The sequence below is a fragment of the Micromonospora sp. CA-246542 genome, assembly GCF_050942905.1.
Taxonomy (GTDB): domain Bacteria; phylum Actinomycetota; class Actinomycetes; order Mycobacteriales; family Micromonosporaceae; genus Micromonospora.
Map to the genome: position 1 here is coordinate 85,952 of NZ_CP192040.1, position 25,452 is coordinate 111,403.

Here is a 25,452-nt window from a genome sequence, read left to right on the forward strand (position 1 = left end):
AATCTCGCCGAGGTGAGGGGACATCGACGGCCTGCTCTTGATGACGCTGCTGCCGCTGGTCGGGTTCGTTGCGCTGACCGCCGGCAACGCGTTCTTCGTCGCGGCCGAGTTCGCCCTGGTCACGGTCGACCGCGCGGAGATTGACCGGCGGGCCGCCGCCGGCGACGAGGCCGCCCGGACGGTACGCGCCGCGCTGCGTGAGCTGTCCTTCCAGCTCTCCGGGGCGCAGCTCGGGATCACCATCACCGCTCTGCTCACCGGCTACCTGGCCGAACCGGCGCTGGCCCGGATCTTCACCCCGCTGCTGCGTCCCGTGGCCGGGGAGAACACCGAGCGCTTCACCCCGTTCCTGGCGCTGGCCCTGGCGACGCTCCTGTCCATGCTCTTCGGTGAGTTGGTGCCCAAGAACGCGGCGCTGGCCCGGCCGATGCCCGCCGCGCTGGCCACCGCCGGGCCGATGCACACCTTCTCCCGGACGTTCGGCTGGTTGATCCGGGGCTTGAACGGTTCGGCGAACCGGCTGGTCCGTGCGCTCGGCGTGGAGCCGCAGGAGGAGTTGGCCAGCGCCCGCTCGCCGGAGGAACTGGGTCTGCTGGCCGCCATCTCGGCCCGTGCGGGCGCGCTGCCGCCGGACACGGCGATGCTGCTGCGTCGCACCATCCGGTTCGGCGACAAGCGGGCGGCCGAGGCGATGACCCCGCGGGTCGACGTGGTCGCGCTGCGCGCCACCGCCACCGTGGCCGAGCTGCTGGAGGAGTCCCGGCGGACGGGACGGACCCGCTTCCCCGTGTACGAGGAGACCCTCGACCTCGTCACCGGCGTGGCGGGCGTGCCGGACGCGCTGGGCGTGCCGCTGGCCGCGCGGGCGTCGACGGTGGTGGCAGCGGTGGCCCGGGAGCCGGTGTACGTGCCGGAGAGCCTGGACCTGGACGGCGTGCTGGCGGCGTTGAAGGCGGCCGGCGCGGACCTGGCCATCGTCGTCGACGAGTACGGCGGCACCGATGGCGTGGTGACGATCGAGGACCTGGTCGAGGAGTTGGTGGGCGAGATCGCCGACGAGTTCGACCCGGCCAGCGTGGACGACGTCGAGCCGTTCGAGCTGACCGTTCCGGGCGGCGAGCGCACGGTGTTGGTCGACGGGGTGCTGCGCTTCGACGAGTTGGTCGAGCAGACGGGCTTCCGGCTGCCCGAGGGGCCGTACGAGACGCTGGCCGGGTTCCTGCTGGCGCGGCTCGGGCACATTCCGCTGCCCGGCGAGACGGTCGACGCCGACGGCTGGGAGTTCACCGTGGTGGAGGTGGAGCGGCACCGGATCGAGCAGGTCCGGGTGCTGCGACCGGCGGAGCCGGACGCCGATGACTGAGCTGCTGGTGGCCGTGCTGCTCCTGCTCGGCAACGGCTTCTTCGTGGGTAGCGAGTTCGCGCTGATCGCGTCCCGTCGGACGGTGATCGAGCCGTTGGCGGCCGGCTCGAAGCGGGCCCGCTGGGCGTTGTCGGCGATGAATCAGATCCCGCTGATGATCGCCGGCGCGCAGCTCGGCATCACGGTCTGTTCGCTGGGCCTCGGAGCGATCGCCGAGCCGGCGTTGGCCCATCTGCTCGAGTCGCCGTTCCACGCCGTCGGTCTGCCCGAGCGCGCGGTGCACCCGGTGGCGTTCGTGCTCGCGCTCGGGGTCGTCGTCTTCCTGCACACGGTGGTCGGCGAGATGGTGCCCAAGAACATCACGCTGGCCGGTCCGGAGGTCTCCGCGCTCTGGCTGGGCCCGGCCATGCTGGCGTTCTGCGTGGCCACCAAGCCGCTGCTGCTGGCGATGAAGTGGGCGGCCCGCCGGGTGCTGGCCCTGTGGCGGATCGAGGCGACGGAGGCCGTGAAGACGGTGTTCACGGCCGAGGAGTTGGCCGGCCTGGTGTCGCAGGCGCGTACGGAGGGGCTGCTCGACGCCGAGGAGCACGCCCGCATCACCGGCGCTCTGGCCCTGCACACCCGTACGGCGGCGGACGCCCTGCAACCGTGGTCGACGGTGACGACGGTCGCCGAGGACGTCTCCCCGGCGTCGCTTGAGGTGTTGGCGACCCGTACCGGCCGGTCCCGGTTTCCGGTGGTGCAGCGGTCCACCCGGCGGGTGCTGGGCTTCGTGCACGTGAAGGACGTGCTCGGGTACGCCGGGCAGGGCCGCCGCGCTCCCGTGCCGGAGGCGGTTTACCGGCCGTTGGCGGTGGTCCCGCCGGACCGTACGCTCGCCGATCTGCTGCTGGCCATGCGCCGGGAACGGCGGCACATGGTGCTGGTCAGCGACGGACGCCGACCTCTCGGTGTGGTGACGCTCGATGATGTATTGACCGCAATCGTTGGTTAATTGACCAACACCCTTGGTGTGCAAGTGGTTGCGCGACAGTGACGGTGGCTCGGCTCGCCTTGAATTCGGTCCGGCGCTTCCCTAATGTGGTGCACCGACCGCTGTGGGTCGTCTGCCTCGGCCCTTCCCTCACGCGAGGCGCCCGGCGGTCGGTTGCAAAGGAGTCGGTGCCGGTGGCAACCATGCCCCCTCATCGTCACGCACCAGGGTCGCCCGTTCGACCGCGTGGTCTGCGCAGGGTCGCACGTCGCCTGATCGTGCTGGTCGCCGCCGCTGCGGTCGGTGCCGGCATGATCGCCGTGCCGGCGCAGGCCGAGCCGACGGTCGACGAGATCGAGGCGCAGATCGACAAGAAGTGGGAGGAGTTGGAGCCCACGATCGAGAAGTACAACAAGGTGCGGGCGCAACTCGCCGTCAACCGCAAGAAGTCGTCCGAACTTCAGAAGAAGATCGAGCCGCTGGCCCTGCAGAGCGAGCTGGCACTCAACCGGGTCGGCGACCTCGCTTCCCGTTACTACATGTCGGGCCCCTCGCAGGAGATCGGCGCGCTGCTGGTCAGCGCCAAGCCGGACACGCTCACCGAGCAGCTCACCCTCCTCGACCGGCTCGCCTCCCAGGAGCGCAAGCAGGTCGAGGGTGTGCTCGCCGTCCGGGCCAAGTACGACGGCGAGAAGCAGAAGCTGGACGCGCTGATCGCCACCCAGACCAAGCAGCAGAGCGAGCTGGCGGCCAAGAAGAAGCAGATCGACGCCGAGATCAAGAAGCTCGAAGCGTCGATGCCCAAGACCACGGTCAAGACGGCCGGTTGCCCGACCATCAACGGCGTGGTCTCTGTTGCGGCGCAGAAGGCGATCAAGACCGCCTGCCAGCAGGTCGGTGACCCGTACGTCTGGGGCGCCACCGGCCCGAACTCGTTCGACTGCTCGGGCCTGACCCAGTACGCCTACAAGTCGGCCGGGATCTACCTCACCCACCACACGGGTGACCAGTGGAACGAGGGCAAGGCCGTCTCGCGCGCCGACGCCCGTGCCGGTGACCTGGTCTTCTTCTACTCCGGCCTGAGTCATGTCGGGCTCTATCTGGGTAACAACCAGATGGTGCACGCGCCACGCGCCGGTAAACCGGTGCAGGTGTCCAGCATCAACACCATGCCGGTCGCCGGGTTCCGCCGACCTGGCTGATCCCCACGACGCACGACGACGGCCCCCGGTCACCTCGACCGGGGGCCGTCGTGGTTCCTCAGCGGGGTGCGCCCACCGGGGACGGCAGGAGCTGCACGTCGGCGAGGTCGACGTACATGACGCGGTGGCCGAACTGGATCTGCGCGTACCGGTTCTGGCCCCGGATCACCGTCCAGTCGCCGGGCGAGGAGCCGTCGAACGTGCTGGCCCGGTAGTACTCGCCGGGCAGCACCGCGCCGACGGCGTACCGCTGTCCGGCGGAGAGGGTGTACTGCAACGGTGAGATTGCCTGGTAGGGCACGCCGGCCGGGTAGGCCGCCTGCTCCGGGTACGCCCGCCCGTAGACGGGGATCGTGGCCCGGCCGGGCTTCGGGGTGACCACCATGCCGACCGTCCAGGTGGCCGTCGGCTTTGACGCCGGGTTGTGGAACCACGCCCGCTGCCCGAGGTACCAGATGGCCGTCCAGTCGCCCTGTCGACCGGCCAGCGCGTACGTCTGGCCGGCGGACGCGCGGGCCCCGTGGTCCGACACGTCCATCGTGTTCGGGGTGCCGTCGGGGCGCAGCGCGATGTCGTTGACCAGCGGCGCGTCCGGAGCCGGTGCGGTGCGTAGCACCACCGACGAGGACCCGCGGGGCGCGCACGGCGTCCCGGGGGTGACGCATCCGGTGAACGCCGGCTGGTTGGTCGCGTAGTCGGGGTCGATCCGGACCAGCCCGGTGGCCGGGGTGCCGGTGTCCAGCCGTGGGGCGTGCAGCAGGTCGAGGTAGTGCGTCCAGTCCCAGTAGGGTCCCGGGTCCCAGTGCATCCCGCGGACTGTCGACGCGGTCGTGCCGGGCACGTTGTCGTGCCCGATGATGTGCTGGCGGTCCAGCGGGATGCCCAGCCGCAGCGCGAGGTGCCGCACGAGCTTCGCCGAGGTCCGGTACATCGCCTCCGTGTACCAGGTGCCCTGCGCGGCGAAGCCCTCGTGTTCCAACCCGATCGACTTGGCGTTGACGTACCAGTTGCCGGCGTGCCAGGCGACGTCCTTGGTCTTGACGTGCTGGGCGATCTGTCCGTCCACCGAGCGCAGCGAGTAGTGCCAGCTCACGTAGGTCGGGTCCTGGACGAGTTGCAGGGTGGTCGCCCAACTCGCCTCGGTGTCGTGGATGACGATGTACTCGATCTTCTGCCGGGCGGGCCGGTCGGACAGGTCGTGGTTGCCGTAGTCGCCGTCGCCGAACGCCGCGTAGGGCGCCGGGATCCACTCACAGGACACGGTGCTCGGGCACTCCAACCCGTCCGGGCGGGCGAGCCGGCGCAGTCCCAGTCGGTCCAGCCAGGCCCGCTCGGGTCGTACCGCCCGGGCCGGCAGCGTGACCCGCTGGCCGTCGTCGGTCACCCGCGTCTCGCCGGCGCCGATCGTGGTGAAGACCTCGTCGGCGAAGGCTGCCGCGGCATCGGCGCTGTCCGCGCCGGCATAGCGGGCCACCGCGCCGTACCAGGTGGCCGGGTCGGTGCCGACTCCGACCGGGGCGCCGACCTCCCGTTGGTACGCGGCCAGCAGCGCCGCCCCACCCCGGAGGTTCGTCGTCGGGTCGGTACGCAGCGCCTCGGTGGTGGCGCCGGTGAGCGCGGCGGCGGCGTCCACGGTCTGCAGCGCGGCGCTGGGCGGCGCGTCCCCGGCGGCGGGCGCCGGTGCGAGAGCACGACGGGACTCGTCGCCGCGCGGATCCTCTCCCGGGGCGTCGTGGTGACCGCGCCCGGGTAGGGCGGCCACGTGCCGGGCATCGGTCAGGTGCATCGGGCCGTAGCCGCCGCTGGTGCTCGGCGTGCCGGCGTTGCTGTCCCAGCGGGACTCCAGGTAGGAGACGCCGAGCAGTACGTCGATGGGCACGCCGTACTCGGTCGCTGCGGCGGCGTACTGCTGCTGGCGGTCGGCGGCGGGGGCCGCGGTGGCCGGGCCGGCGGGCAACGGTACGGCCGCCGTGGCGGTGACGAGCGCGACGGCGAGCAGGGTCGGACGTTTCATCGAACCCCCTACATGTGAACTGGTGTCGGTTGCGGTCACCTTCGCCCTGCCCGGGAGTCCGCGTCAATACCTTTCCATGTTTCGAAACGTGCGGTAAGAAATCTTCACATCGGTTCGATGGCCCGCTGCAATCAGTACGGAGTGTCACGGCCGCACGGGTTGCGGATCGGTAACGGCCGTCTCTACTCTGGTCATTCGTCGGCCCGGTAGCAGGTCTGCCCACCCCGGGCGGTAACGGACCGACACCGCCGAGTCGCTCGCGAGCGAGCCGGGGACCCAGGTTCCTCGGGGTGAATCCGCAGTTCCTGCGGTAGGGCGCCCACTTCCCGCCCGAACCCGTCAGCTAACCCGGTAGGCGGTCAGGAAGAAGGAGTACGGAACCCGGTGGCCCTCCAAGCCCCGCGGCCGTCGTTCGGACGGTCGGCTCCGGCCGACCCGCCGTCGACCGTGCCGCGTCCACGCTGGTCCCGCTTCACCACCGTTCTCGCCGCCCTGGTCGGCGTCGCCGTCGTCCTGACCGGCAGCGCCACGGTGGCCCACGCCGATCCGTCCGTCGCCGAGATCGAACGCCAGATCGACGACGACTGGAACAAGCTCGAACCGATCATCGAGCGGCACAACGCCACCCGTGCCGACCTGGCCCTCAAGCGCAAGCAGGCCGACGCGCTCGCCGCCCGCATCGCGCCGCTGGAGCGCCAGGTCGACGCCGCGATGGACAAGGTCAGCGCGCTGGCCGTCCGCGCGTACATGGGTGAGAACCTGTCGACCGTCAACACGATGCTCGGCAGCCGGTCGCCCAGCGAGATGGTCGGTCAGCTCGAAATGCTCGACCGCTTCGCCCACAACCAGCAGGAGGACGTCCGCCAGGTCGCCGACCTGCGCAACGAACTGGCCCGGCAGAAGGCGCCGCTGGACGAGATGGTGGTCCAGCTGACCCGCACCGAGGCCCAGTTGGCGGCAAAGAAGAAGCAGATCAACGAGGAGATCGACCGGCTGCAGAAGCTGCGCCTCAAGGTGTACGGCAGCGGCGGCGGCGGTCCGCTGCGTCCCGCGCCCTGCCCGGCCAGCTACCCGGGTGGCGGTGCCGGTATCGCGGTCAAGTTCGCCTGCGCCCAGATCGGCAAGCCGTACGTGTGGGGCGCCGAGGGGCCGAACTCGTACGACTGCTCCGGGCTGATGCTGGCCGCCTGGGCGAAGGCCGGTGTGTCGCTGCCGCACAACGCCGCCGCGCAGAGCCGGGTGACCAAGAACGTCAGCAAGGGCGACCTGCGCCCCGGTGACCTGGTCTTCTACTACAGCGACATCCACCACGTCGGGATGTACGTCGGCAACGGCTGGGTGGTGCACGCCTCCCAGGCCGGTGTGCCCGTCAAGATGAAGAAGGTCGACGACGGGCCCATCCACAGCTACGGCCGCCCCGGCTGACCGAAGCGGGACGCAGTCAGGCCCGTCGCGATCCGCTCGCGGCGGGCCTGAGTCGTCTCCTAACGGGTCGGCCAGGCGCGCCAGTTCTGCCAGGAGCGGCTGGGCGTCGGGCCTCGCTGACCCTGGTAACGCGACCCGTAGACCACCGAGCCGTACGGGTGCTCGGCCGGCGACGAGAGCCGGAAGATGCAGAGCTGACCGATCTTCATGCCCGGCCAGAGGGTGATCGGCAGGTTCGCCACGTTGGACAGCTCCAGCGTCACGTGCCCGGAGAAGCCCGGGTCGATGAACCCGGCGGTGGAGTGGGTGAGCAGGCCGAGGCGGCCCAGTGAGCTCTTGCCCTCCAGTCGGCCGGCGAGCTGGTCGCCGAGCGAGATCACCTCCAGCGTCGAGGCGAGCACGAACTCTCCCGGGTGCAGCACGAACGGCTCGCCGTCGGGCACCTCGACCACCGAGGTCAGGTCGTCCTGCTGCATGGCCGGGTCGATGTGGGTGTAGAGATGGTTGTTGAAGACCCGGAACAGCCGGTCGAGTCGTACGTCGATGCTGGATGGTTGGACCAAGGTGGGCTCGAACGGCTCCAGGCCCAGCGTGCCGGCCTTGATCTCGGAGACCAGGTCACGGTCGGAGAGCAGCATCGGACCACCATAGCGAGGTGGGCGGTGACCAGCGTGTCGAGGTCGCTCCTCGTACATTTGTTCGATAGAATGCTCGCATGGCTTCCTGGTCCGATTTCGCCGCCGACGAGCCCCGCCTCGCCGACGGCATTCGCGTTCTCCTGCAGCAGTACGGGCCGGGCTTCGGCTATCTGGCCACGGTCCGTGCCGACGGTGGGCCCCGGGTCCATCCGGTCTCCCCGGTCATCACCGACGAGGGTCTGTTCTGCTTCATCATCGACTCGCCGAAGCGCCGGGACCTCGAACGGGATGGCCGATACGCGCTGCACTCGTTCCCTCCCGAGGAGAGCGACGACGAGGCGTACGTGGCGGGCCACGCCTGGCCGGTCAACGATCCGGTCCGGGTGGCCCGGCTGGCGCAGAGCGCCCGGGCCGAGCCGCGGGCCGACTGGCGGCTGTTCGAGTTCACCGTCGACGTGGCGATGCTGACCCGTCGCGACCAGCACGGCCTGGGCATCGCCGTGGGGCGCCCGGCCGTCCAGGTCTGGCTCGATCCGCAGACCCCGCCCGCGGCGGCCGCGCCTTCCCCCGTACCGCAGACGCGCCCGACCCGTCGCAGCCGCGACGTCCAGTGCACGGCCGCCTGACCACGGCCCTGGGGGCAGATACGCCGGTGCCGGCTCCGTCGTGACGGAGCCGGCACCTGGTGTACGCGAGGAGCTAGGCCGCGCGGTACGCGTTCCACGCGGTCAGCATGCGGCTCGCCTGACCCGCGGTGAACTGGTACATGCACGAGTCGTAGGTGTAGTCCATGAAGTTGGTGATCGGGTCCAGGCCGGCCGCCGAGCAGGTGTTCCGGCCGGTCGGGCACTCGTACGCAGGCGACGCCTCGGCCGGGGTGTCGCTGACGCCGTCACCCGAGCCGCCGCAGCCACCCTGGAAGGTGTGGTAGAGGTTCAGCCAGTGGCCGACCTCGTGGGTGCCGGTGTCGCCCTGGTTGTAGTTGGTGGCGGTGCCGCCCGGCAGCGACTCGCTCAGCGCGACCACGCCATCCATGCTGCTGAGCCTGCGCTGCGGGAAGGTCGCCCAGCCCAAGAGGTCGTCGCTCAACTCGCCGAGGTAGATGTTGAGCGTGTTCTTGCCGCCGACCCGCAGCGACGACTTCATCGACCGCTCCGCCGACGAGCCTTCGACGATCGGGTACCAGGACGGGTTCGTCACCCGGTTGATCGAGTCGAGTCGGAAGGCGAAGGCGGTGGCCGCGCCGCCGGTCCCGCCCGCGTAGGCCTGGTTCAGGACGCTGATCTGCGAGGTGATCATCGAGTCGGGGATGTTGCCGCCGGCCCGGGTGCTGTTCTCCTGGATCACGTGCACCACCACCGGGATGGTGACCGTGGCTGCCAGCGTCGTGGCGCCGGCGCCGGCCCGGTAGTTGGCCCGCTCGCGCAGCGCCGCCGCGAGGTCGGCGTCCCGCTCGCGGACCTGCTTGGCGGTCAGCTCGTTCGGTTCGTGCAGGGCCCCCGCGCCGGGCTTCGCCCGGGCGTTGGCGTGGCTGTCGGCCGGCTCCGCGCAGGCGCCGCCCGGTGCCGGGGAGAAGGCCGAAGCGGCCGGAACGACGCCCACCGCAGCGGTGCTGAGCAGGAGCGCGAGGGTCGTCGACGCGACGCCGGCGACACGCCGGGTCAGCAGTTTGGGACGGAGTCCCATGAGCCCACCTCTTTCTGGCGGCGCGGCAGGGGGTGTGTCACGCCGTGGCTGGGAACGTGTGGCAGACGTTACAACTCATCGACGCATTTGAGAACGGCCATATGTTGCCGTCTGGAAACTTCTTTGGGGGCGAGCGGGGGCGGTCGGCGCGTGGGGGTGGCTGGGTGCACGGCTGCGACGACTCGGGTACAGTGGTGCCGCCTGCGGGTGTAGTTCAATGGCAGAACATCAGCTTCCCAAGCTGACAGTGCGGGTTCGATTCCCGTCACCCGCTCCACGCACGGAAGCCCTGGTCAGGACAGACGTCCCGCCAGGGCTTCCGTGGTTCCAGGTCATGCTGAAACAGGGACGGGCCATTAGCTCACCTCGGCGCCGGTCCGTCGCCCTCGGCAACCCGCTCGACCTTGCGCTTGCTCGGCTTGCGCCGGGCGGCCTTGACCGCTCGATCGCGTCGACAGCACTGACGACGCGGCGTGCCATGGACGGCTTGTGTCGTGTAGCGCGGCGCGGGTGTAGGCGTGAACCATCCGGGCCAACAGGTCAGCGGGGCTGGCTCCGGCGCGGGAGGCGACGATGTTCCGCTGTGCTGCAGGTCGTGGAAACGGAACCGGGCAGGCCGGTCGAAGCCACTGAGTCGCGCTACCTCAGGGCGTTCTGGGAGTAAGAGCGGCGCAAGGTCCGCTTGAGGTGGCGGGCCGGACGGCGGCCCGCTTTCAGCGAGGGCGGCTCGAGGGCATGCGGGATGGCAGCGGCTATCTCATTCGGTGACATCGTCGACAGCCCCGTTAAGCGCATCGACGAGGTCGGGAGACAGGTTGTCTTGGAGTATCCGACGAAAGTCGTTTGGACTCATCTGTTGCCGCAGCTGCTTCAGCTCGGTCACCGTCTCTCTGGGCCACTGGCCGTACAGCGATCGCCAGTTGGCAGCCGCTCTGAACAACGCGCGGGCTGCATTGTCGAAGAGCCGCTGATCCTGAGCGACCAGGCCGAGCCGGTGGTAGGTGCTGGCGGTGTTGTGCCGGTCGTTGAGCCCTAGGTAGATGGTCAGGGCCTGGTTGAAGTGGGCTTCGGCTTCGTCGAGGCGCCGCTGATCCTGCGCGACCCTGCCGAGATTGTGATAGGTGCCGGCCGCGTTGTTCCGGTCGTCGAGCTCCAGGTAGATGGTCAGGGCCTGGTTGTAGTGGGCCTCGGCTTCGTCGAAGCGCCGCTGAATTTGCGCGACAACGCCGAGCTGGTGGTAGATGCCGGCCGCGTTGTGCCGGTCGTTGAACTCCAGGTAGATGGTCAGGGCCTGGTTGTAGTGGGCTTCGGCTTCGTCGAACCGCCGCTGGTCCTGCGCGACCCTGCCCAGATTGTGGTAGATGCCGGCCGCGCTGTGCCGGTCGTTGAACTCCAGGTAGATGGTCAGGGCCCGGTTGTAGTGGGCTTCGGCTTTGTCGAAGCGCCCCTGATCCCGGGCGACAACGCCGAGATTGTGGTAGATCCCGGCGGTGCTGTGCCGGTCGTTGAACTCCAGGTAGATGGTCAGGGCCTGCTTGTAGTGGGCTTCGGCTTCGTCGAAGCGCCGCTGATCCTGGGCGACGACGCCGAGCTGGTGGTAGGTGCTGGCTGCGCTGTGCCGGTCGTTGAACTCCAGCTTGATGGTCAGGGCCTGGTTGTAGTGGGCTGCCGCTTCGTCGAAGCGCCGCTGATTGTGCGCGACAACGCCGAGTTGGTGGTAGGTGAGGGCAGCGCTGGGCCGATCACCGGACGCCAGCTTGATGGTCAGGGCCTGCTTGTAGCGGGCTTCGGCTTCGTCGAAGCGCCGCTGGTCCTGCGCGACCCTGCCCAGATTGTGGTAGGTGCCGGCGGTGTGGTGCCGGTCGTTGAACTCCAGGAAAATGGTCAGGGCCTGGTTGTAGTGGGCTGCGGCTTCGTCGAAGCGCCGCTGATCCTGCGCGACTCTGCCGAGCTGGCCGTAGGTGAGGGCGGCGCTGGACCTGTCAGCGAACTCCAGGAAGATGGTCAGGGCCTGCTTGTAGTGGGCTTCGGCTTTGTCGAAGCGCCGCTGATCCTGGGCGACGATGCCAGCCAGGTGATGCAGGGCGGCGGATTCGCGGCGTAGGTCTTCGCGGTCGGGGTCGCGGGGGGCGGCGATAGCGCTGTCGAGCACGTGCCGGCGGGTGTCCTGTTGTTTGGTCTGGTCGAGGTACTCCTCTACCGCCTGAACGATGGGGAGGACAACTTGGCCAGTGTGAAGTCCGTGATCGAGGGCGGCGATGAGGTTGGCGTACTCGGTGCGCGCCGTCGCGTGTCCGGTCTCGCGCTGTCGCGGCTCCGGTGAGGTGAGCATCCGGTAAATCAGATTCCCGATGCCGCCGTAGAGCTGGTAATGCGCATCCTGGGCGGCATTGTGGAGTTCGGGGTGGTCGTTGATGCGGGTACGTAGGAAGTAGGGCAGCACCGGCAGGATCTGCACCCAGCCGGTCAGGTGGGGGTGGGAGGTGGCTAGTCCGACCCGGACGGTTTCGGCGACCGCCGCCGTGAGGTCGATCGGGCCGAGGGCTTCGACCGCCTCGTGGTCGGCAAGCAACTGCTGGTAGGCGTCGAGGAACGGTGCGGGGATGCTGGCGGTGAATGGTGCCAGCAGCAGCAGTGAATGCTGGATCGTGGGGTTGAGTTTGCCGTGGCTGTACTCGATGACCTGGTTGATGCGCTCGAGATCCGTGGCGCTGTTGCCTTGTTGCAGGTCGGCGAGGACCTGCGCCGGGGTTTGCGTGGCGAGGGTGGGCAGGACCACCGTCAGCGGCAGCGGATACCCACCGAGCAGGGTCGTCAGCCGCTCCAGTGCATCGCGCTGCTGCTTGTCGTGCAGGTGATGGGTTCCACCGTGGCGGGTGAGGATGGCGTCGATGAGCACCGATGCGGCCTGGTCGTCCAGGCCGCCCAGGGAGTAGGTGTTGTCGCCGAAAGTACGTGGGCCGATCCATTGCTCGTGTTCGCGTGACCCGAACAGCACGAGAGTTTTTCCGGCGCGCAGGCGAGCTAGAAACCCGCTGAGTCGTTCACGCTCTGTGTCGTTGAGGGCGTGGGGGATCGCCGCCGGGGTGGCGGTGATTGACTCGGTGTTGTCCAAGACCAGCAGATACCTGCGTGACCGCAGCAACCGGGCAATGTGCTCGGACTGTGCCTTCTCGGGCAGCAGTTCCAGCTTCGCCTGCTCCACCGAATCCAGCAGAGTGGCGGCGATCTCGCGGATGATCTGGTCAAGGGTCCAAGCTCGGTGTTCGTAGCTGAACCGGAACACCATCTCCACGAGGCCGGTGCGTTGCCACCACCAAGCCAGATGTTCCAGCAGTGTCGACTTCCCGGCGCCAGCCATGCCTTTGACCAGCAGCATGTTCCGTTCGTCTCGGATCAGCAGCCGCCGCTCGATTGCTTGGATGTCCAGGTCCCGGCCGACGAACCCGTATTCCGTGTCCGGTTCGTCGCCGACCAGCGCCTCACGTTGAAGAAACCGTGCCTGCTGCTCGGCCGACATCTCCGACAACGAGAGCCTCACGTCCTGCTGGCTGAACACCACCGGCAGGACCCAGTCCTCCAATTCCAGGTCCTGATCGAAGTACGCTTGCCGGGTCTTGTCGTCGAACAGTGACCGCCGCGCGGTCTGCATCGCCGAGACCGGGTCGTCGCCTGCGGCCAGGCCCGAGTAGACCAGTGGCATCGCTTGCTTGGCGGCTGACACCGTCACCGAGTACGCCATCCCCACTGTCACTGGGACACCGGCCTCCACCAGGCGTTGGGCAAGGCTGGCCTCGCTTGCCGGTTCCTTCGCCGACTGACACGCGTTGAGAACGGCCACCGGAACCCGATGCTCCGCCAACAGATTCGCGATGTCCTCAGCAGCCACCGGTTCCGCCTTGCCCTCGACCGCCGTCTCGAGGAAGAGGAACGCCCGCTCACCCGCGAAGAGCGTCGGCCGCCGCGTCCCGAACAGATACCGGTCGGCGGCCCGACCCCGCTCCAACTCCGCGAACCCCGCCACCGCACCATGCACATCAAAATGAATCACCTGGTAGTAGCCGCTGCCGTGAAGCGTCGTCGCCGCGCGCAGATGCTGCTCCAGTGCCTGCCACGTCCCCGGGCGCACCAGATCCACCACTACCGGCCGGTCCGCACGACGCAAGCCTTTCAACAAGGGTCGGGAAATCGTGCGGTAGCCGACATCGGAGCGGCCGCCGGGGCGGGCCGTCACCACAAGAATGTTCAACGTCGGCCGCCGCGGCGGCAGGTCGAATCCCGACGGGGTCAGGTACACGCAGCGGACGATCGGCAACCGAATCGCCATCGGCACCGGCAGCCCCGGGTCGTACAGAGCCTCCCAATGCAGGCGGTGAAACGCCGCCGAACCCCGCACCTGCACCCGGTAGCCGTCGAACCCGCGCCGCGCCACCACCCGGTAGTCCACCAACGCATCCCCGGCGAACACCTGGCGGAACAACCGCTCACCATAGGCCCGCAGTTGCTCCACAGCCTCCCGCGCCAAATCCTTATCCAGGAACGGAAATCTCAGGTGCTCCTCGAAATACCACCCCAGCCGGTTCTCGTCACCATCGCCGGCCGGGTCGGTGATCGTCACCTCGTACTCCGCGCCGTCGCCAAAGGACACCCAGGCGATGAACGAACCGTCAGCGGCGCGTGACCGCTCCGAAATTTTGATCACCATCACCGGCCGGGGCTCGCCGCTGACGCTCACGAAGCGCTCCGGCGAACCCGGACCACCACCACACGATCATCACCCGAACGGGTCTCGGTCAGCTCCAGCTCCGTCACGTCCACCGCCGGCCGCTGCTGAACCACAAGCCGCCGGACCAGGTCGTACAGCAGGCCGCTGGCCAGATTGACCGCCAACGGCACCAACACCAACTCCGCCAATCCTGGCAAGAGTGTTTCCGGAGCCGCCCGCTGTACCGACGCCGCTCCCAGGGCAGCAGACTCCTCATCGGAGTCCCACGCCTTCGCCAACGTCACCGGCTCCACACCCAATGCCGGATCTACCGCCACCACCAGCCGCGCCATCCCAAACCCTCCCCGGTCAAGGTCCACGCTACGTGTCACCACGATGACAACAGCGGTCAAATAGACGACAGCGCCGTACGAAGCCGTTCAACGAGGGGATTCGGAGGGACTCAGAACATACGGATCAGTAATGTGGACGGTTTCTCCGAATCGGCTTGCCACCCGCGCATGCGCTGCTGCTTGCGCTTGAACGACCTGAAGTGCCACACGACGATGGAGTCCCTCGACAGCAACCGCGGTGTGTCGACCTGCCGTAGGTCCCGCACTCCGGCCTTTCAGGGCCACGTCCGCTATGAGCTCAGCGCAACAGCCTGTAGCTCGTCCATGGCGGTGCCGTACCAGGTGCCTCGGGTGAAGGCGTGCAGGTCGCCGCCCCGGCAGGTGTAGCGCAGACCGTACGCTTCGATGCCATCGGGCAGCACGAGGCGGCACTGCCCGCCGATGCGGCGCACACCGTCTCGACCAATGCGCAGCAGCGTCACGACGTCGTACTCGGGGCCCGGACCCCCGAGAAGACCTCGGTCCGCGCCACTGACCAGCATGCTCTGCGCGGACCGATGGGGAGACGCCCCCCAGTCCGTAACCTTCTCACCCGACGCCGACTGGATATGGAAATCCGTGTACGGGCAGAAGTGGGCAGTTTCGCCGTGCAGATTGAGCGTGTAGCAGTCAGAGATGTACGGCAGCCCCGCATCGTGCGGGTAGAGCCAGTCGACGGTCAGGTCCTGGTTGAACCGGGCCAGGCCGTGTCCCTCCGGCCCGCTTCCGCCCAACGCTCCCTCATCGAAATATCCGGCCCATACCTTGCCGGACGGCGTCGTCTGGAGTTCCTCGATGGCATCACCGAGGTAGCCCCGGTGCTCCAGATCGCCGTCGTATGTCCATACCTCACCGTTGATCACGCCAGACCCGGCGCGGGCCGCCACCAGCAGGACCCGCCCCTCCGGCAGCGGTTGCACGAACGACACAGGGAGGTCCGTCTCCACATCGATGGCGCCGACAATCCGGACCCCGTTGCCACCGGCATGCCACGTCACCTGCTTGCGCCGGGAGGCCGTCCGGTGTGACCAGACGGCGAACGCCGTCCCATCGGGCCCAATTCCGACGGCCTCAGGCTCGCGTTCCATGTCCGCGCGGTCTGCGGGTGTCAGAAATCCGTGGCGTTCCAGTGGCACCACCGGCAGCTTCAATACCTCCAGCCGCCGCTGAAGACTGGCCTGATCCCGTTCGCCTCGTCTTGTCGTCATCACGTTGCCACTGGCCACGCCGCGGTGAAGTCAACACGCAGGACCAGCGACGTCAGGTCGTCGGCTGGGGGCAGAGGGGTCACAAGCCTGTCCTCTCAGCCCGTCCCCGCGGCTCCTCGGTAGCTTCTTGCGGACCCAAGGGGAACTCGCAGACGGTGCGCCAAGGTCTCAGCCCCGGTGTGCCGGCGATGAGGCGAACCCTGTCGACGGCCGCGCCGATCGGCAGCTGTGCCGAGACGGTCTCCGCAGCCTGGCTCAAGGTGGGCTTGGGGGCATCCTGGCCGAAGGTCAGATGCGGCACCACATCGGTGTGCTCTCCCGCGTAGGGCGCGGTCCCGGGAAACCGCTGCCACACCGCCGTGGTGAGGTTCACGAACGGACGGTCCGGCTGCGGTGCGAGCCATACGACCGTGTCGCCGAACCAGCCGATGTGCGTCAGCGCGACGTCGAACCGCGGTATGCCGGCAGTGGTCCCGCTCAGCACGGTCAGGGCCTGATCGTCGATCTGCTGTGGCGCTAGAAACGGGTAGAGAACGGTGACGTGTGCCGGCACGCCCCATGAGGCCGCTGGGTCGAGAGAGTCCCGAAACCGGCCTACCGCTTCCTCGGCCTCGGGTATCGGCACGATGAGCGCCGTCTGGGTCGGTTCCATCCCGGAAGTTTCCCGATCAAGGCCGGTGCTCGTCTACCCGCAGCCGCAGATTGCAGATCTTGGACAGTTTCCGTTCCACGCTAACGGAAACTGTCCAAGATCTGCGGACGCGCGGGCATGTGTGCGCCGGGGCGGCTACCGCCTCCAGAACAGCAGGTGGGTTACGCCGCTGGAACTGGGCACCGTATCCAGGTGGAAGCGGTCGAGCAGGTCGGTGTGGCTGTCCCACAGTCGCTCGCCCCGGTGCAGGTCGACGGGGGCGACGGCGATGTGCAGGGTGTCGACCAGGTCGGCGTCGAGGAACTCGCGGATGGTCGCGACCCCGCCGCCGAGGCGTACGTCCCGTCCGTCGGCTGCCTCTCTCGCCCGGGCCAGCGCCTCGGCCGGGCTGGCGTCGAGGAAGTGGAACGTGGTGTCGGCGAGGGTGAACGACGGCCGTACGTGATGGGTGAGCACGAAGACCGGCGTGTGGAACGGCGGGTTGTCTCCCCACCAACCCTGCCACTCGTGGTTCTCCCACGGTCCACGCTGGGGGCCGAATTTGTTGCGGCCCATGATCTCGGCGCCGATGTTGTGCTCGGCGTCGCGGGTCAGGTAGTCGTCCAGGCCGCGGGACCCGCCAGGCTCGGTGCGGTAGATGAAACTGGCGGTGGCGGAACGCCAGGAGAAAAATGCGGTGGGGTCGGCGTGACCGAAGGGCCGTTCCAGACTCTGCCCCTCCCCGGTGCCGAACCCGTCACGCGAGACATTGAAGCACTGCACCCGCAGTAGCTGTGGCATGAGAAATCCCCGATGTCAGTTGGTGGTCGTCGTCGGTCCGCCGCCCCGACCCCGATCGTCGAGCACGAGTGGGGCGCGGCCGTCCACGACGTACCGGATGTGGGTGACCTGCGGTGTGTGGATGACCCGGGTCGGCGTCAGCTCGATCGCCTCCTTGGCGTCGAGGTCGAGGTCGGCGTCGAGGAGTCGCAGGCCGGTGCCGAGCACGACCGGTACGACGTGCAGCTCCAATTCGTCGAGCAGGCCGGCCTTGAGCACCTGTCGGACGAGGCCGCCGCCGCCGGCCACGGCCACGTTCTTGCCGCCGGCCACGGCGCGCGCCTGCTCGACCGCGCTGGCCACTCCGTCGGTCACGTAGGTGAAGCTCGTGCCACCGCCGCGCAGCAGGGTTTCGCGGGGTCGGTGGGTGACGACGAAGACCGGTGCGCGGAACGGAGGCTCCTCGCCCCACGGCACCTCGCCGCCGTCGGCCATCCGCCGACCCATGACGTACGCGCCGGCCGCCTCGAACGTCTCGGCCAGCACGTCGGAGTTGGCGTCCCGCTCGCCACCGGCGAAGCCCAGCCGTTCGCGCCAGGCCGCCGCCTCGGTGGCCCAGCGGGTGACCCGGAAGAAGCCGGCAGCCTCGGCCGAGTCGATCCAGTTGCCGTCGCCGTCGAACTGCGGGCCGGCGTAGAACCCGTCCAGGGACACCGACAGCTGCGCGGTCACCTTCGTCATCTCGCTTGATCCCTCTGCTCGGGCGGCACCCGTCGGGTGCCTGCTCGCAACGAGGTCGGAGTCGATCGGGACACCCCTACCGGAAGATCGTGTGAGCTGGATCACAGAGGAGTCCCGGTAGGCTGGCGATCATGCGGATTGGCATCGTGATCCTGCCGGACCAGCGCTGGAGCCAGGCGCAGCACCGCTGGCGGCAGGCCGACGAGTGGGGCTTCGACCACGCGTGGACGTACGACCACCTGGGCTGGCGGGACCTGGTCGACGGCCCGTGGTTCGACTCGATGAGCACGCTGACCGCCGCCGCCACCGTGACGTCCCGGATTCGACTGGGCACGCTCGTGGCGTCGCCGAACTTCCGCCATCCAGCCGCGTTCGTCCGCCAGATCACCACGGTGGACGACGTGTCGGACGGTCGACTGCTGCTCGGTCTCGGTGCGGGCGGCATCGGGTTCGACTCGGCGGTGCTGGGGGGCGAGACGCTGCCGCCGCGCCAGCGGGTCGACCGGTTCGCCGAGTTCACCGAGTTGCTGGATCTGATCCTGCGCCAGGACGGCACGACCTGGCGGGGTGACTGGTTCGCCGCGGTGGACGCCCGCAACAACCCCGGCTGCGTGCAGCAGCCCCGGGTGCCGTTCGTGGTGGCCGCCAACGGGCCGCGCTCGATGCGGCTGGTGGCCCGCTTCGGGCAGGGGTGGGTGACCACCGGCACCGGCGACGACAACGACCTGGCGAGCTGGTGGACCAGCGTCTCGACGCTGGCCGCGCGGATGGACCGGACGCTCACCGAGGCCGGCCGCGACCCGGCGACGCTGGACCGTTACCTCCTGCTGGACTCCGCGCCGGTGTTCTCGCTGACCAGCGCGCAGTTCTTCGCCGACCAGGTCGGCCGGGCCACGGAGTTGGGCTTCACCGACGTGGTGACGCACTGGCCGCGCGCCAGCAGTTGGTACGCCGGCGACGAGGCCGTCCTGGTCGACGTGGCGACCCGACTGCTGCCCGAGCTGCGCGGATAGCGCCGGCTCAGGTGCCCAGGTCTCCGGTGGCCACGCCGCCCTCGCCGCCGGAGACCAGCCGCAGGCGCAGGCAGACGATCGGGGTGTCGTCGTCGACGGGTGTGCCGAGCCGCCCCCAGTAGGCGGCGTGCCCCGCCCGCCACTCCTCGATCGAGCGGTCGCCCTCGCCCTCGGCGCGGGCGAACTCCCAGGGCACGTCGCCGAAGCGGACCACCTCGACACCGGTGATCTCGACGACGCCGGCCAACGCGTCGTCGTCGTCGACGAGCGCCAGCCGTTCGCCGACCTGCTCCAGCTCCTCGTTCTCTTCGGCGTACTCGGCCAGCCGTCCGGCGGTCGCGGTCTTCACACCGGCCAGCACCAGCGTGTTCAGGGTCGTCCGCAGCTCGCCCGGCGTGCCGAGGGCGAGCGTGCGCAGGTCACCGATCCGAGGCCACATCCTGCCGAGGCTAGGCCAGCGCGGCCGGATGCGCCGCCGTAATCCGTCCCGCGCGGCTCAGATCAACTGCACGGCGTAGCCGGCGGCGTCGAGCAGCCGCTGGTCACCGGTGGCCGCGTGGGCGTCGAGGACCGCGTCGGCCAGCTTGACCACGTGTTCGTCGCCGTGCCGGACCGCCCGGGCGAAGATCTCCGCCGGGGTCCCGGCGGCGACCGACGGCGGCGTCACCGCGTCACTCGAGGCGTACACCGAGGTCACGGCCGCCGTCGCGGCCCAGGCCGCGGCGAAGCTTGGCGCCCAGAGCGCCCGGTCGAGTGCCGGCAGGGTACGCAGCACGGCGGTCGGCGCCGTCACGGCGTGCACCAGCATGACCGGCTCGGCGTGCCCGAAGCGCAGGTAGTCGAGACCGGCGCGGTACACGAGCGTGCCGAGCCCTCGCTCCGCCTCAGCCGGCGTCCGCGCGGGGCGCAGCGCCGTGAGCGCCGATTCCCACCGGGGTACGCTCACCAGCCGCCCCAACCGCTCGCGGATGCCCCCGGTCCGGTCGTCGATGCGGGGCAGCCCGGCCAGCACGGCGGCCACGTCCGGCTCGGCGGTGCCCGGGTTGCCCGACGAGACCGAGCTGAGCAGCCGGTCGGCGCCGGGCACCGGCTGCCAACGGGCCGCCCAGTAGCCGAGGGCCTGGCCCAGTTCGGTGAGCCGGGGCGGGTTCGCCCCGTGCAGGTGCAGGGCGCGTACCGCGTGCCCGACCCGGATCACCCCGTGGGTGGCGCCCGCGGCGATGCCGGGCAGCAGTCGGGGCCACCAGGTGCCGAGCACGTCCCGCCACGGCGCCTCGCGCAGCTGTCGGTCGAAGTACTCCAGCCAGTCGCCGGTCCGCTTCGCGTCGCCCAGCGCCGCCCGCCAGTCGTCGATCGGACGCAGTCCGCGCGGCAGTTCGTCCAGCCGGGTGACGTAGTCGTCCAGCCAGCGGTGCACCTCTCGCTCGTGTCCGTGCCGGGCCAGCGCCTCGACGGCCATCGGGCCGTGGTTGGAGAGCCAGCCCTCGAATTCGGGACCGGTGTGGTGCAGCCGTTCGTACGCCTCGTCGAGGATTCCGTCGCTCATGCGTCGATGGTCGAAGGTGAAGTGCGCTTCAGGTCAACCCGGCAACTCCTCGCCGGTGATCAGGCCGGTGATCCGAAGCGCGGCGACGGTCTCCGGCGGGCAGTCGACGGCCACCACGGCCGCCCCGAGGACCTGCGCGCCGCGTGTGGCGCAGATGTCGTAGAGGGCGCGGATCTGGGCGCCGGTGCGTACCCAGTCGTCCACCACCAGCACCCGGTCGTCGGGGCCGAGGAGTCGCTCCCGGACGGCCAGGTCGACCCGCCGTCCCCGGTAGTCGGGCGGGCTCTGTGCCCAGGTGAGCGGGCCAGCCGGCAACCTGCCGTCGCCGGTTTTGTGCGCGGCCACGAAGCCGACCCCGAGGGCGGTCGCGGCCAGCGGTCCGAGCAGCAGTCCGGTGACCGCCGGGGCGAGCACCACCGTCGGTCGGGCCTCCCGGTGCGGGGCGACCAGGGCGGGGCCCAGCTCGGCCAGCACCGTCGGGTCGCGCCACCAGCCGGAGATGTCGCTGACCAGGTGGCTGACGTCCGGGCCGGGGTCGATCCAGCGGAACAGGGCGGCCAGGCGTCCGGTCAGTTCGGTGGGCATCCGCTCATCGTGCGGCACGGGCGCTCGGCGCGTCCGCACCTGGGCCGCTCGACCCACCCCGCCTCGGATGATCGGCTAGAGCTACTGGGGCAAATACTGGCATACCACCATGATCACGTTGACTTCGGAAGTGCTTCTCTCGTTACGGTCCGACCCGGTTTGTTCAATCGACGAAAGGATCGGGCCGGTGGCAGGTAGGCACTCCCGTACCCGCATCTTCTCCTCCCCGGCGGGCATCGCGGCCACCGCGGCGGTCGGCGTCGCCCTGGCCGTCGGCGGCACGGTCGGCGCCGTCCAGCTCACGTCGGGCTCCGGCCAGTCGGGCCAGGCGGCGTTGGACTTCACCCCCACCACCGCCGCCAGCCTCACCCCCGGCTCCCCGAGCGTCTCGCCGAGCGCCAGTGCCACCGCGACACCCAGCGTGACGGCCAGCCCGTCCGCCAGCCGCTCGCCGCAGGCCGCCTCCCGGGGCGAGGCCCGCACCGCGTCGCCGAAGCCGAGCCCCACCAAGGCCAAGAAGACCACGGCGGCGGCGAAGGTCCTGGAGAGCGGATCGTGTGGCGCGTCCTTCTACTCCGACGGGCAGCTCACGGCCAACGGTGAGTCGTTCAACCCGAACGAGTTGACCGCGGCGCACAAGACCCTGCCGTTCAACACCAAGGTCCGGGTGACCAACCCGAGCAACGGCAAGTCGGTCGTCGTGCGGATCAACGACCGCGGGCCGTTCATCGACGGTCGCTGCCTCGACCTGTCCCGGGCCGCCTTCGCGACCATCGCCTCGGTCGACGTCGGCGCGCTCACCGTTCGCTACGAGGTTCTCGGCTGAGCGTATTCGAGAACGCCGATACGGCCACGAGCGTGGGCCGGGTGGACAGAACATCCTCGGACGACGGGCCAGGTTCATTCACCGGTTCACGTCGATCAGGCATGCTGTCCCTCGTACGCACGCGACTCCTCCAGTCGGGCCGTAGCCCGCTGAGCCCCGGATCCCGCGCCGGCATCGGCGCGGCCGTCGTCCTGCTCGCGATCGTCTCGGTGCTGGAACTGGCCGACGGCCGCCGGGTGCACTACGTCGCGCTCCTGGCCGCCGCCCCGATCCTGGCCGCCGCGCTGGCGGCCTGGCGGGTGGTGCTGGGCGTGGGCGCCGTGGCGACCCTGATCGGGATCGCCTTCGCGGCGACCGACCCGCGGATGATGTTGGTGACCTCGGTCAACATGGTGGCGGTCGGGCTCGCGAGCGGGCTGGCCGTGGCGGTGGCCTGGGTACGACAGCGGCAGGCGGAGCAGATCGCCGAGCTGACCAAGCTCGCGTCGGTGGCCCAGCAGGCCGTGCTGCGTCCGCTCGGACCGCAGATCGGCATGCTCTCGGTGGCCGGCCGCTACATCTCCTCCACCGCCACCGCCGAGATCGGCGGGGACCTGTACGAGGCGATCGACACCCCGTACGGCGTCCGCATGATCATCGGTGACGTACGTGGCAAGGGTCTCGACGCGGTCCGCCTGGCCAGCATCGTCCTGGGTTCGTACCGGCACGTGGCCTACGAGCGGGCCGACCTGCGTGCCGTGGTCGCCGACCTGGATCGCGCGGTGGCCCGCAACGTCGGCGACGAAGACTTCGTGACGGCCGCGCTGGTCGAGGAGCGGGGCGGGACGCTGACGATCGTCAACTGCGGCCACCCCTCTCCGCTGTTGCTGCGCCGGGGCGCGGTGATCCCGCTGGAGCCGCCGGCGCCCGCGCCGCCGCTCGGGTTCATGCCGGCGGTCCGGCCCCGGGTGGAACGCCTGGAGCCGGGCGACCGCCTGTTGTTGTTCACCGACGGTCTCGGGGAGGCCCGGCGGGACGGCGAGTTCTTCCCCACCGCCGACCGCGCGTGGCGGCTGCTCGGGCACGGCACGGTCGCCGACGGGCTCGCGTCGCTGGAGACCGCCCTCGTCGAGTGGGTGCACGGCCGCCTGGACGACGACATCGCGCTGGTCCTCATGGAGTACGTCGGTTCCCGTACCGGGGCCACGTCGGCCGTGCCGAGCTGGGAAGTCGGCGCCGCCGAGAGCTGAACGGGTCCACCGCTCGGAAACTGTGTAATCGCCGTCACTCCACTGATCGGCTTGTCGCTGCCTACCCGCGAGTAATACAGTCGGGGTTACTGATCGGTAACACCTGTCCGGAAGCGGGGCCAGTGAGCATGACCCACTACAAGAGCAACCTTCGGGACCTCGAGTTCAACCTGTTCGAGGTCTTCGGGGCGGACCGGGCGTTCGGCCAGGAGCCGTACTCGGAACTGGACACCGACACCGCCCGGAGCTTCCTCGCCGAGGTGGACCGCCTGGCCCGCGAGGACCTGGCCGCCAGCTACACGGACAGCGACCGCAACCCACCGGTCTTCGACCCGGCCACGCACACCGCGCCGCTGCCGGACTCGTTCAAGAAGTCGTACCAGGCGTTCATGGACTCGGAGTTCTGGCGGCTGGACCTGCCGCCGGCCCTGGGTGGCACCAACGCCCCGCGTGCCCTCTGGTGGGCCCTCGCCGAGTTGGTGCTCGGAGCTAACGCGCCGGTCTGGATGTACTCCTCCGGCCCCTCCTTCGCGCACGTGCTGCACGTCGAGGGGACCGAGCGGCAGAAGGGCTGGGCCAAGCTCTTCATCGACAAGCAGTGGGGCTCCACCATGGTGCTCACCGAGCCGGACGCCGGTTCGGACGTGGGAGCGGGTCGTACGCGGGCGATCCAGCAGCCCGACGGCAGCTGGCACATCGAGGGCGTGAAGCGCTTCATCACCTCGGGCGAGCACGACCTGAGCGACAACATCGTGCACTACGTGCTGGCCCGCCCGGTCGGCGTGGAGGGCGTCGGCGGCCCCGGCACCAAGGGCCTGTCGCTGTTCGTCGTGCCCAAGTTCCACTTCGACGAGACCACCGGCGAGCTGGGCGAGCGCAACGGCGTCTACGCCACGAACGTCGAGCACAAGATGGGCCTGAAGGTCTCCAACACCTGCGAGATGACCTTCGGCGAGCACGGCGTACCGGCCAAGGGCTGGCTGCTGGGCGACAAGCACGACGGCATCCGGCAGATGTTCATGATCATCGAGTACGCCCGGATGATGGTCGGCACCAAGGCGATCGCCACGCTTTCCACCGGCTACCTGAACGCCCTGGAGTACGCGAAGAACCGCGTGCAGGGCGCCGACCTGGTCCAGCAGGCCGACAAGACCGCCCCTCGGGTCACCATCACCCACCACCCGGACGTGCGGCGCTCGCTGCTGCTGCAGAAGTCGTACGCCGAGGGTCTGCGGGCCCTGGTCCTCTACACCGCCACCTGGCAGGACAAGGTCGCGCTCGCCGAGGCGGCCGGCGACGAGAAGGCCACCAAGCTGGCCAAGCGGGTCAACGACCTGCTGCTGCCGCTGGTGAAGGGCGTCGGTTCGGAGCGGGCGTACGAGCTGCTCGGCCACGAGTCACTGCAGACCTTCGGTGGCTCCGGCTTCCTTGCGGACTACCCACTGGAGCAGTACGTCCGGGACGCCAAGATCGACACCCTGTACGAGGGCACCACCGCCATCCAGAGCCTCGACCTGATCTTCCGCAAGATCGTCCGGGACAACGGCAAGGCGCTGCTGGCGGTGTCCGGCGAGATCCAGGAGTTCATCTCCAGCGAGGCGGGCAACGGTCAGCTCAAGGAGGAGCGGCAGGCGCTCGGCAAGGCGCTGGCCGAGATTCAGAACATCCTCGGTGTGCTGACCGGCTGGCTGGGTGAGGCGCAGGCCGGCGACCCCCGCGCGCTCTACAAGGTCGGCCTGAGCAGCCGGCGGTTCCTGCTGGCGATCGGTGACCTGGTCGTCGGTTGGCTGCTGCAGAAGCAGGCCGACGTCGCGCTCAAGGCCCTCGCCGGCGAGGTGTCCGCCACCGACAAGGCGTTCTACACCGGCAAGGTGGCCGCCGCCCGGTTCTTCGCCCGTGAGGTGCTGCCGCGAATCGGCGCCGACCGGCGCATCATCGAGGGTGCCGACCTCGACGTCATGGACCTCCCGGAGGAGGCCTTCTGACCGTGCCACGGCACGCTTGAGCGGTTCCGGGTCGCACCACCCGGCACCCTCCCGACGGCCGGTGGGGCCTCGCGCCCCGCCGGCCGTCGCCGTCCCCGGGGCCACCAGCCGAGCGGTACGACGTGCGGCGCGTGTTGGCCGGGCGCGGTCGGGTATGCCGCTGCCGTGGCGGGTAACCCGCCTCGACCACGGGAACGCCCAGAGCCACCGCACGGGGGAGTGCAGCGCACATGGGTGTAGGAAGCGGCATCTTTCTCATCGCGCTCGGCGCGATCATGACCTTCGCGATCCGGGCCAACGTCTGGTGGATCGACCTGCGCGCGGTCGGCTGGGTGTTCATCCTGGCCGGGCTCGCCGTGCTCCTGACCACCCTCTGGTTCTGGCAGGACCGGCGCAAGCGGGCCCGGACCCTCATCGTGGAGGAGAACCGGCTGTCCCATCCCACGGCGATGATGCCTCCGCCGCCGGACCCGCCGCCGCCGACCGCGCCACCGTCCTGACCCCCTGAGC

Annotated in this window: 22 protein-coding genes, 1 tRNA gene and 1 riboswitch; of the genes, 11 read left to right on the plus strand and 12 right to left on the minus strand. The window is 69.6% G+C overall.

Annotated elements, in window-relative coordinates; translation table 11 throughout:
* The first annotated feature begins 40 nt into the window (after positions 1-40).
* The 3 genes from ACQP0N_RS00425 (at position 41) to ACQP0N_RS00435 (ending at position 3,538) form a co-directional block, all read left to right on the plus strand.
* Positions 41-1,363 (plus strand): hemolysin family protein, encoded by a 1,323-nt coding sequence (locus ACQP0N_RS00425; protein WP_433116664.1) that lies wholly within the window; start codon positions 41-43, stop codon positions 1,361-1,363.
* Positions 1,356-2,357, plus strand: a complete 1,002-nt coding sequence (locus ACQP0N_RS00430) for a hemolysin family protein (protein ID WP_357129467.1) — start codon at positions 1,356-1,358, stop codon at positions 2,355-2,357. The genes ACQP0N_RS00425 and ACQP0N_RS00430 overlap by 8 nt, the downstream gene beginning before the upstream one ends.
* Before the next feature lie 167 nt (positions 2,358-2,524).
* Positions 2,525-3,538: a C40 family peptidase gene (locus ACQP0N_RS00435; RefSeq protein ID WP_355048503.1), complete on the plus strand. Its 1,014-nt coding sequence runs from the start codon at positions 2,525-2,527 to the stop codon at positions 3,536-3,538.
* 58 nt (positions 3,539-3,596) lie between these two features.
* On the opposite strand, the gene ACQP0N_RS00440 is transcribed toward ACQP0N_RS00435, so the two are convergent.
* On the minus strand, positions 3,597-5,552 hold the full coding sequence (locus ACQP0N_RS00440) for an N-acetylmuramoyl-L-alanine amidase (protein WP_433116667.1): 1,956 nt from the start codon (positions 5,550-5,552) through the stop codon (positions 3,597-3,599).
* Between the two features lie 236 nt (positions 5,553-5,788).
* Positions 5,789-5,924: riboswitch (cyclic di-AMP (ydaO/yuaA leader) on the plus strand.
* A 12-nt stretch (positions 5,925-5,936) separates the two neighbouring features.
* On the opposite strand from ACQP0N_RS00440, the gene ACQP0N_RS00445 reads away from it, so the two are divergent.
* Entirely contained in the window at positions 5,937-6,977 is a 1,041-nt protein-coding gene (locus ACQP0N_RS00445; protein ID WP_433116668.1) for an NlpC/P60 family protein, read from the plus strand.
* A 59-nt stretch (positions 6,978-7,036) separates the two neighbouring features.
* Here ACQP0N_RS00445 and dcd read toward each other — a convergent pair whose 3' ends face one another.
* Entirely contained in the window at positions 7,037-7,615 is a 579-nt protein-coding gene (gene dcd / locus ACQP0N_RS00450) for a dCTP deaminase (protein WP_266247661.1), read from the minus strand.
* Between the two features lie 77 nt (positions 7,616-7,692).
* Here dcd and ACQP0N_RS00455 point away from each other — a divergent pair, with 77 nt between their 5' ends.
* Entirely contained in the window at positions 7,693-8,241 is a 549-nt protein-coding gene (locus ACQP0N_RS00455; RefSeq protein WP_433116671.1) for a pyridoxamine 5'-phosphate oxidase family protein, read from the plus strand.
* A gap of 73 nt (positions 8,242-8,314) precedes the next feature.
* On the opposite strand, the gene ACQP0N_RS00460 is transcribed toward ACQP0N_RS00455, so the two are convergent.
* Entirely contained in the window at positions 8,315-9,301 is a 987-nt protein-coding gene (locus ACQP0N_RS00460) for a zinc metalloprotease (RefSeq protein ID WP_433116673.1), read from the minus strand.
* 203 nt (positions 9,302-9,504) lie between these two features.
* On the opposite strand from ACQP0N_RS00460, the gene ACQP0N_RS00465 reads away from it, so the two are divergent.
* Positions 9,505-9,578: transfer RNA gene (locus tag ACQP0N_RS00465), tRNA-Gly, on the plus strand.
* 480 nt (positions 9,579-10,058) lie between these two features.
* Here the strand turns inward: ACQP0N_RS00465 and ACQP0N_RS00470 are convergent.
* The 6 genes from ACQP0N_RS00470 to ACQP0N_RS00495 all read right to left on the minus strand — a co-directional run bounded on the left by ACQP0N_RS00470 (position 10,059) and on the right by ACQP0N_RS00495 (position 17,758).
* Complete coding sequence (locus ACQP0N_RS00470; RefSeq protein WP_433116675.1) at positions 10,059-14,036, minus strand: tetratricopeptide repeat protein; 3,978 nt, start codon at positions 14,034-14,036, stop codon at positions 10,059-10,061.
* A complete protein-coding gene (locus tag ACQP0N_RS00475; protein WP_433116677.1) occupies positions 14,033-14,359 on the minus strand; it encodes a hypothetical protein in 327 nt (108 codons plus the stop codon). The genes ACQP0N_RS00470 and ACQP0N_RS00475 overlap by 4 nt, the downstream gene beginning before the upstream one ends.
* 290 nt (positions 14,360-14,649) lie before the next feature.
* Entirely contained in the window at positions 14,650-15,624 is a 975-nt protein-coding gene (locus ACQP0N_RS00480) for a hypothetical protein (RefSeq protein ID WP_433116679.1), read from the minus strand.
* 61 nt (positions 15,625-15,685) lie between these two features.
* Positions 15,686-16,258: a 2'-5' RNA ligase family protein gene (locus ACQP0N_RS00485; protein ID WP_433116681.1), complete on the minus strand. Its 573-nt coding sequence runs from the start codon at positions 16,256-16,258 to the stop codon at positions 15,686-15,688.
* Between the two features lie 135 nt (positions 16,259-16,393).
* On the minus strand, positions 16,394-17,038 hold the full coding sequence (locus tag ACQP0N_RS00490; protein WP_433116683.1) for a dihydrofolate reductase family protein: 645 nt from the start codon (positions 17,036-17,038) through the stop codon (positions 16,394-16,396).
* 15 nt (positions 17,039-17,053) lie between these two features.
* Positions 17,054-17,758 carry a dihydrofolate reductase family protein gene (locus tag ACQP0N_RS00495; protein ID WP_433116685.1) on the minus strand — a complete coding sequence of 235 codons (705 nt, stop codon included), beginning with the start codon at positions 17,756-17,758 and terminating at the stop codon, positions 17,054-17,056.
* Positions 17,759-17,889: 131 nt separating this feature from the next.
* On the opposite strand from ACQP0N_RS00495, the gene ACQP0N_RS00500 reads away from it, so the two are divergent.
* Positions 17,890-18,771, plus strand: a complete 882-nt coding sequence (locus ACQP0N_RS00500) for an LLM class flavin-dependent oxidoreductase (RefSeq protein WP_433116687.1) — start codon at positions 17,890-17,892, stop codon at positions 18,769-18,771.
* Positions 18,772-18,778: 7 nt separating this feature from the next.
* Here the strand turns inward: ACQP0N_RS00500 and ACQP0N_RS00505 are convergent, their stop codons facing one another.
* The 3 genes from ACQP0N_RS00505 to ACQP0N_RS00515 are packed head-to-tail and all read right to left on the minus strand — an operon-like array spanning position 18,779 to position 20,902.
* Positions 18,779-19,210, minus strand: coding sequence for an ASCH domain-containing protein (locus ACQP0N_RS00505; RefSeq protein ID WP_433116689.1), 432 nt, complete (start codon positions 19,208-19,210; stop codon positions 18,779-18,781).
* A gap of 57 nt (positions 19,211-19,267) precedes the next feature.
* Entirely contained in the window at positions 19,268-20,317 is a 1,050-nt protein-coding gene (locus ACQP0N_RS00510; RefSeq protein ID WP_433116691.1) for a questin oxidase family protein, read from the minus strand.
* Positions 20,318-20,350: 33 nt separating this feature from the next.
* Positions 20,351-20,902, minus strand: a complete 552-nt coding sequence (locus tag ACQP0N_RS00515; RefSeq protein WP_433116693.1) for a phosphoribosyltransferase family protein — start codon at positions 20,900-20,902, stop codon at positions 20,351-20,353.
* Positions 20,903-21,089: 187 nt separating this feature from the next.
* Between ACQP0N_RS00515 and ACQP0N_RS00520 the strand changes: the two genes are divergently transcribed.
* From ACQP0N_RS00520 to ACQP0N_RS00535, 4 genes are all read left to right on the plus strand, one after another.
* Positions 21,090-21,728: a septal ring lytic transglycosylase RlpA family protein gene (locus ACQP0N_RS00520; RefSeq protein ID WP_433116695.1), complete on the plus strand. Its 639-nt coding sequence runs from the start codon at positions 21,090-21,092 to the stop codon at positions 21,726-21,728.
* 101 nt (positions 21,729-21,829) lie between these two features.
* Positions 21,830-22,957: a PP2C family protein-serine/threonine phosphatase gene (locus tag ACQP0N_RS00525; protein WP_433116697.1), complete on the plus strand. Its 1,128-nt coding sequence runs from the start codon at positions 21,830-21,832 to the stop codon at positions 22,955-22,957.
* Between the two features lie 128 nt (positions 22,958-23,085).
* Positions 23,086-24,942: an acyl-CoA dehydrogenase gene (locus ACQP0N_RS00530; protein WP_433121335.1), complete on the plus strand. Its 1,857-nt coding sequence runs from the start codon at positions 23,086-23,088 to the stop codon at positions 24,940-24,942.
* Between the two features lie 230 nt (positions 24,943-25,172).
* A complete protein-coding gene (locus ACQP0N_RS00535) occupies positions 25,173-25,442 on the plus strand; it encodes a DUF6458 family protein (RefSeq protein WP_007454197.1) in 270 nt (89 codons plus the stop codon).
* The last annotated feature ends 10 nt before the right edge of the window (positions 25,443-25,452 follow it).

Excerpts from the sequence above, each read along its gene's own strand:
- ACQP0N_RS00495 (WP_433116685.1), bottom strand. The coding sequence starts at position 17,758 with ATGACGAAGGTGACCGCGCAGCTGTCGGTGTCCCTGGACGGGTTCTAC.
- ACQP0N_RS00440 (WP_433116667.1), bottom strand. The coding sequence starts at position 5,552 with ATGAAACGTCCGACCCTGCTCGCCGTCGCGCTCGTCACCGCCACGGCG.
- ACQP0N_RS00425 (WP_433116664.1), top strand. The coding sequence starts at position 41 with ATGACGCTGCTGCCGCTGGTCGGGTTCGTTGCGCTGACCGCCGGCAAC.
- ACQP0N_RS00500 (WP_433116687.1), top strand. The coding sequence starts at position 17,890 with ATGCGGATTGGCATCGTGATCCTGCCGGACCAGCGCTGGAGCCAGGCG.
- ACQP0N_RS00475 (WP_433116677.1), bottom strand. The coding sequence starts at position 14,359 with ATGGCGCGGCTGGTGGTGGCGGTAGATCCGGCATTGGGTGTGGAGCCG.
- ACQP0N_RS00530 (WP_433121335.1), top strand. The coding sequence starts at position 23,086 with ATGACCCACTACAAGAGCAACCTTCGGGACCTCGAGTTCAACCTGTTC.
- dcd (WP_266247661.1), bottom strand. The coding sequence starts at position 7,615 with ATGCTGCTCTCCGACCGTGACCTGGTCTCCGAGATCAAGGCCGGCACG.
- ACQP0N_RS00505 (WP_433116689.1), bottom strand. The coding sequence starts at position 19,210 with ATGTGGCCTCGGATCGGTGACCTGCGCACGCTCGCCCTCGGCACGCCG.
- ACQP0N_RS00515 (WP_433116693.1), bottom strand. The coding sequence starts at position 20,902 with ATGCCCACCGAACTGACCGGACGCCTGGCCGCCCTGTTCCGCTGGATC.
- ACQP0N_RS00490 (WP_433116683.1), bottom strand. The coding sequence starts at position 17,038 with ATGCCACAGCTACTGCGGGTGCAGTGCTTCAATGTCTCGCGTGACGGG.
- ACQP0N_RS00455 (WP_433116671.1), top strand. The coding sequence starts at position 7,693 with ATGGCTTCCTGGTCCGATTTCGCCGCCGACGAGCCCCGCCTCGCCGAC.
- ACQP0N_RS00525 (WP_433116697.1), top strand. The coding sequence starts at position 21,830 with ATGCTGTCCCTCGTACGCACGCGACTCCTCCAGTCGGGCCGTAGCCCG.
- ACQP0N_RS00430 (WP_357129467.1), top strand. The coding sequence starts at position 1,356 with ATGACTGAGCTGCTGGTGGCCGTGCTGCTCCTGCTCGGCAACGGCTTC.
- ACQP0N_RS00510 (WP_433116691.1), bottom strand. The coding sequence starts at position 20,317 with ATGAGCGACGGAATCCTCGACGAGGCGTACGAACGGCTGCACCACACC.
- ACQP0N_RS00485 (WP_433116681.1), bottom strand. The coding sequence starts at position 16,258 with ATGGAACCGACCCAGACGGCGCTCATCGTGCCGATACCCGAGGCCGAG.
- ACQP0N_RS00460 (WP_433116673.1), bottom strand. The coding sequence starts at position 9,301 with ATGGGACTCCGTCCCAAACTGCTGACCCGGCGTGTCGCCGGCGTCGCG.
- ACQP0N_RS00535 (WP_007454197.1), top strand. The coding sequence starts at position 25,173 with ATGGGTGTAGGAAGCGGCATCTTTCTCATCGCGCTCGGCGCGATCATG.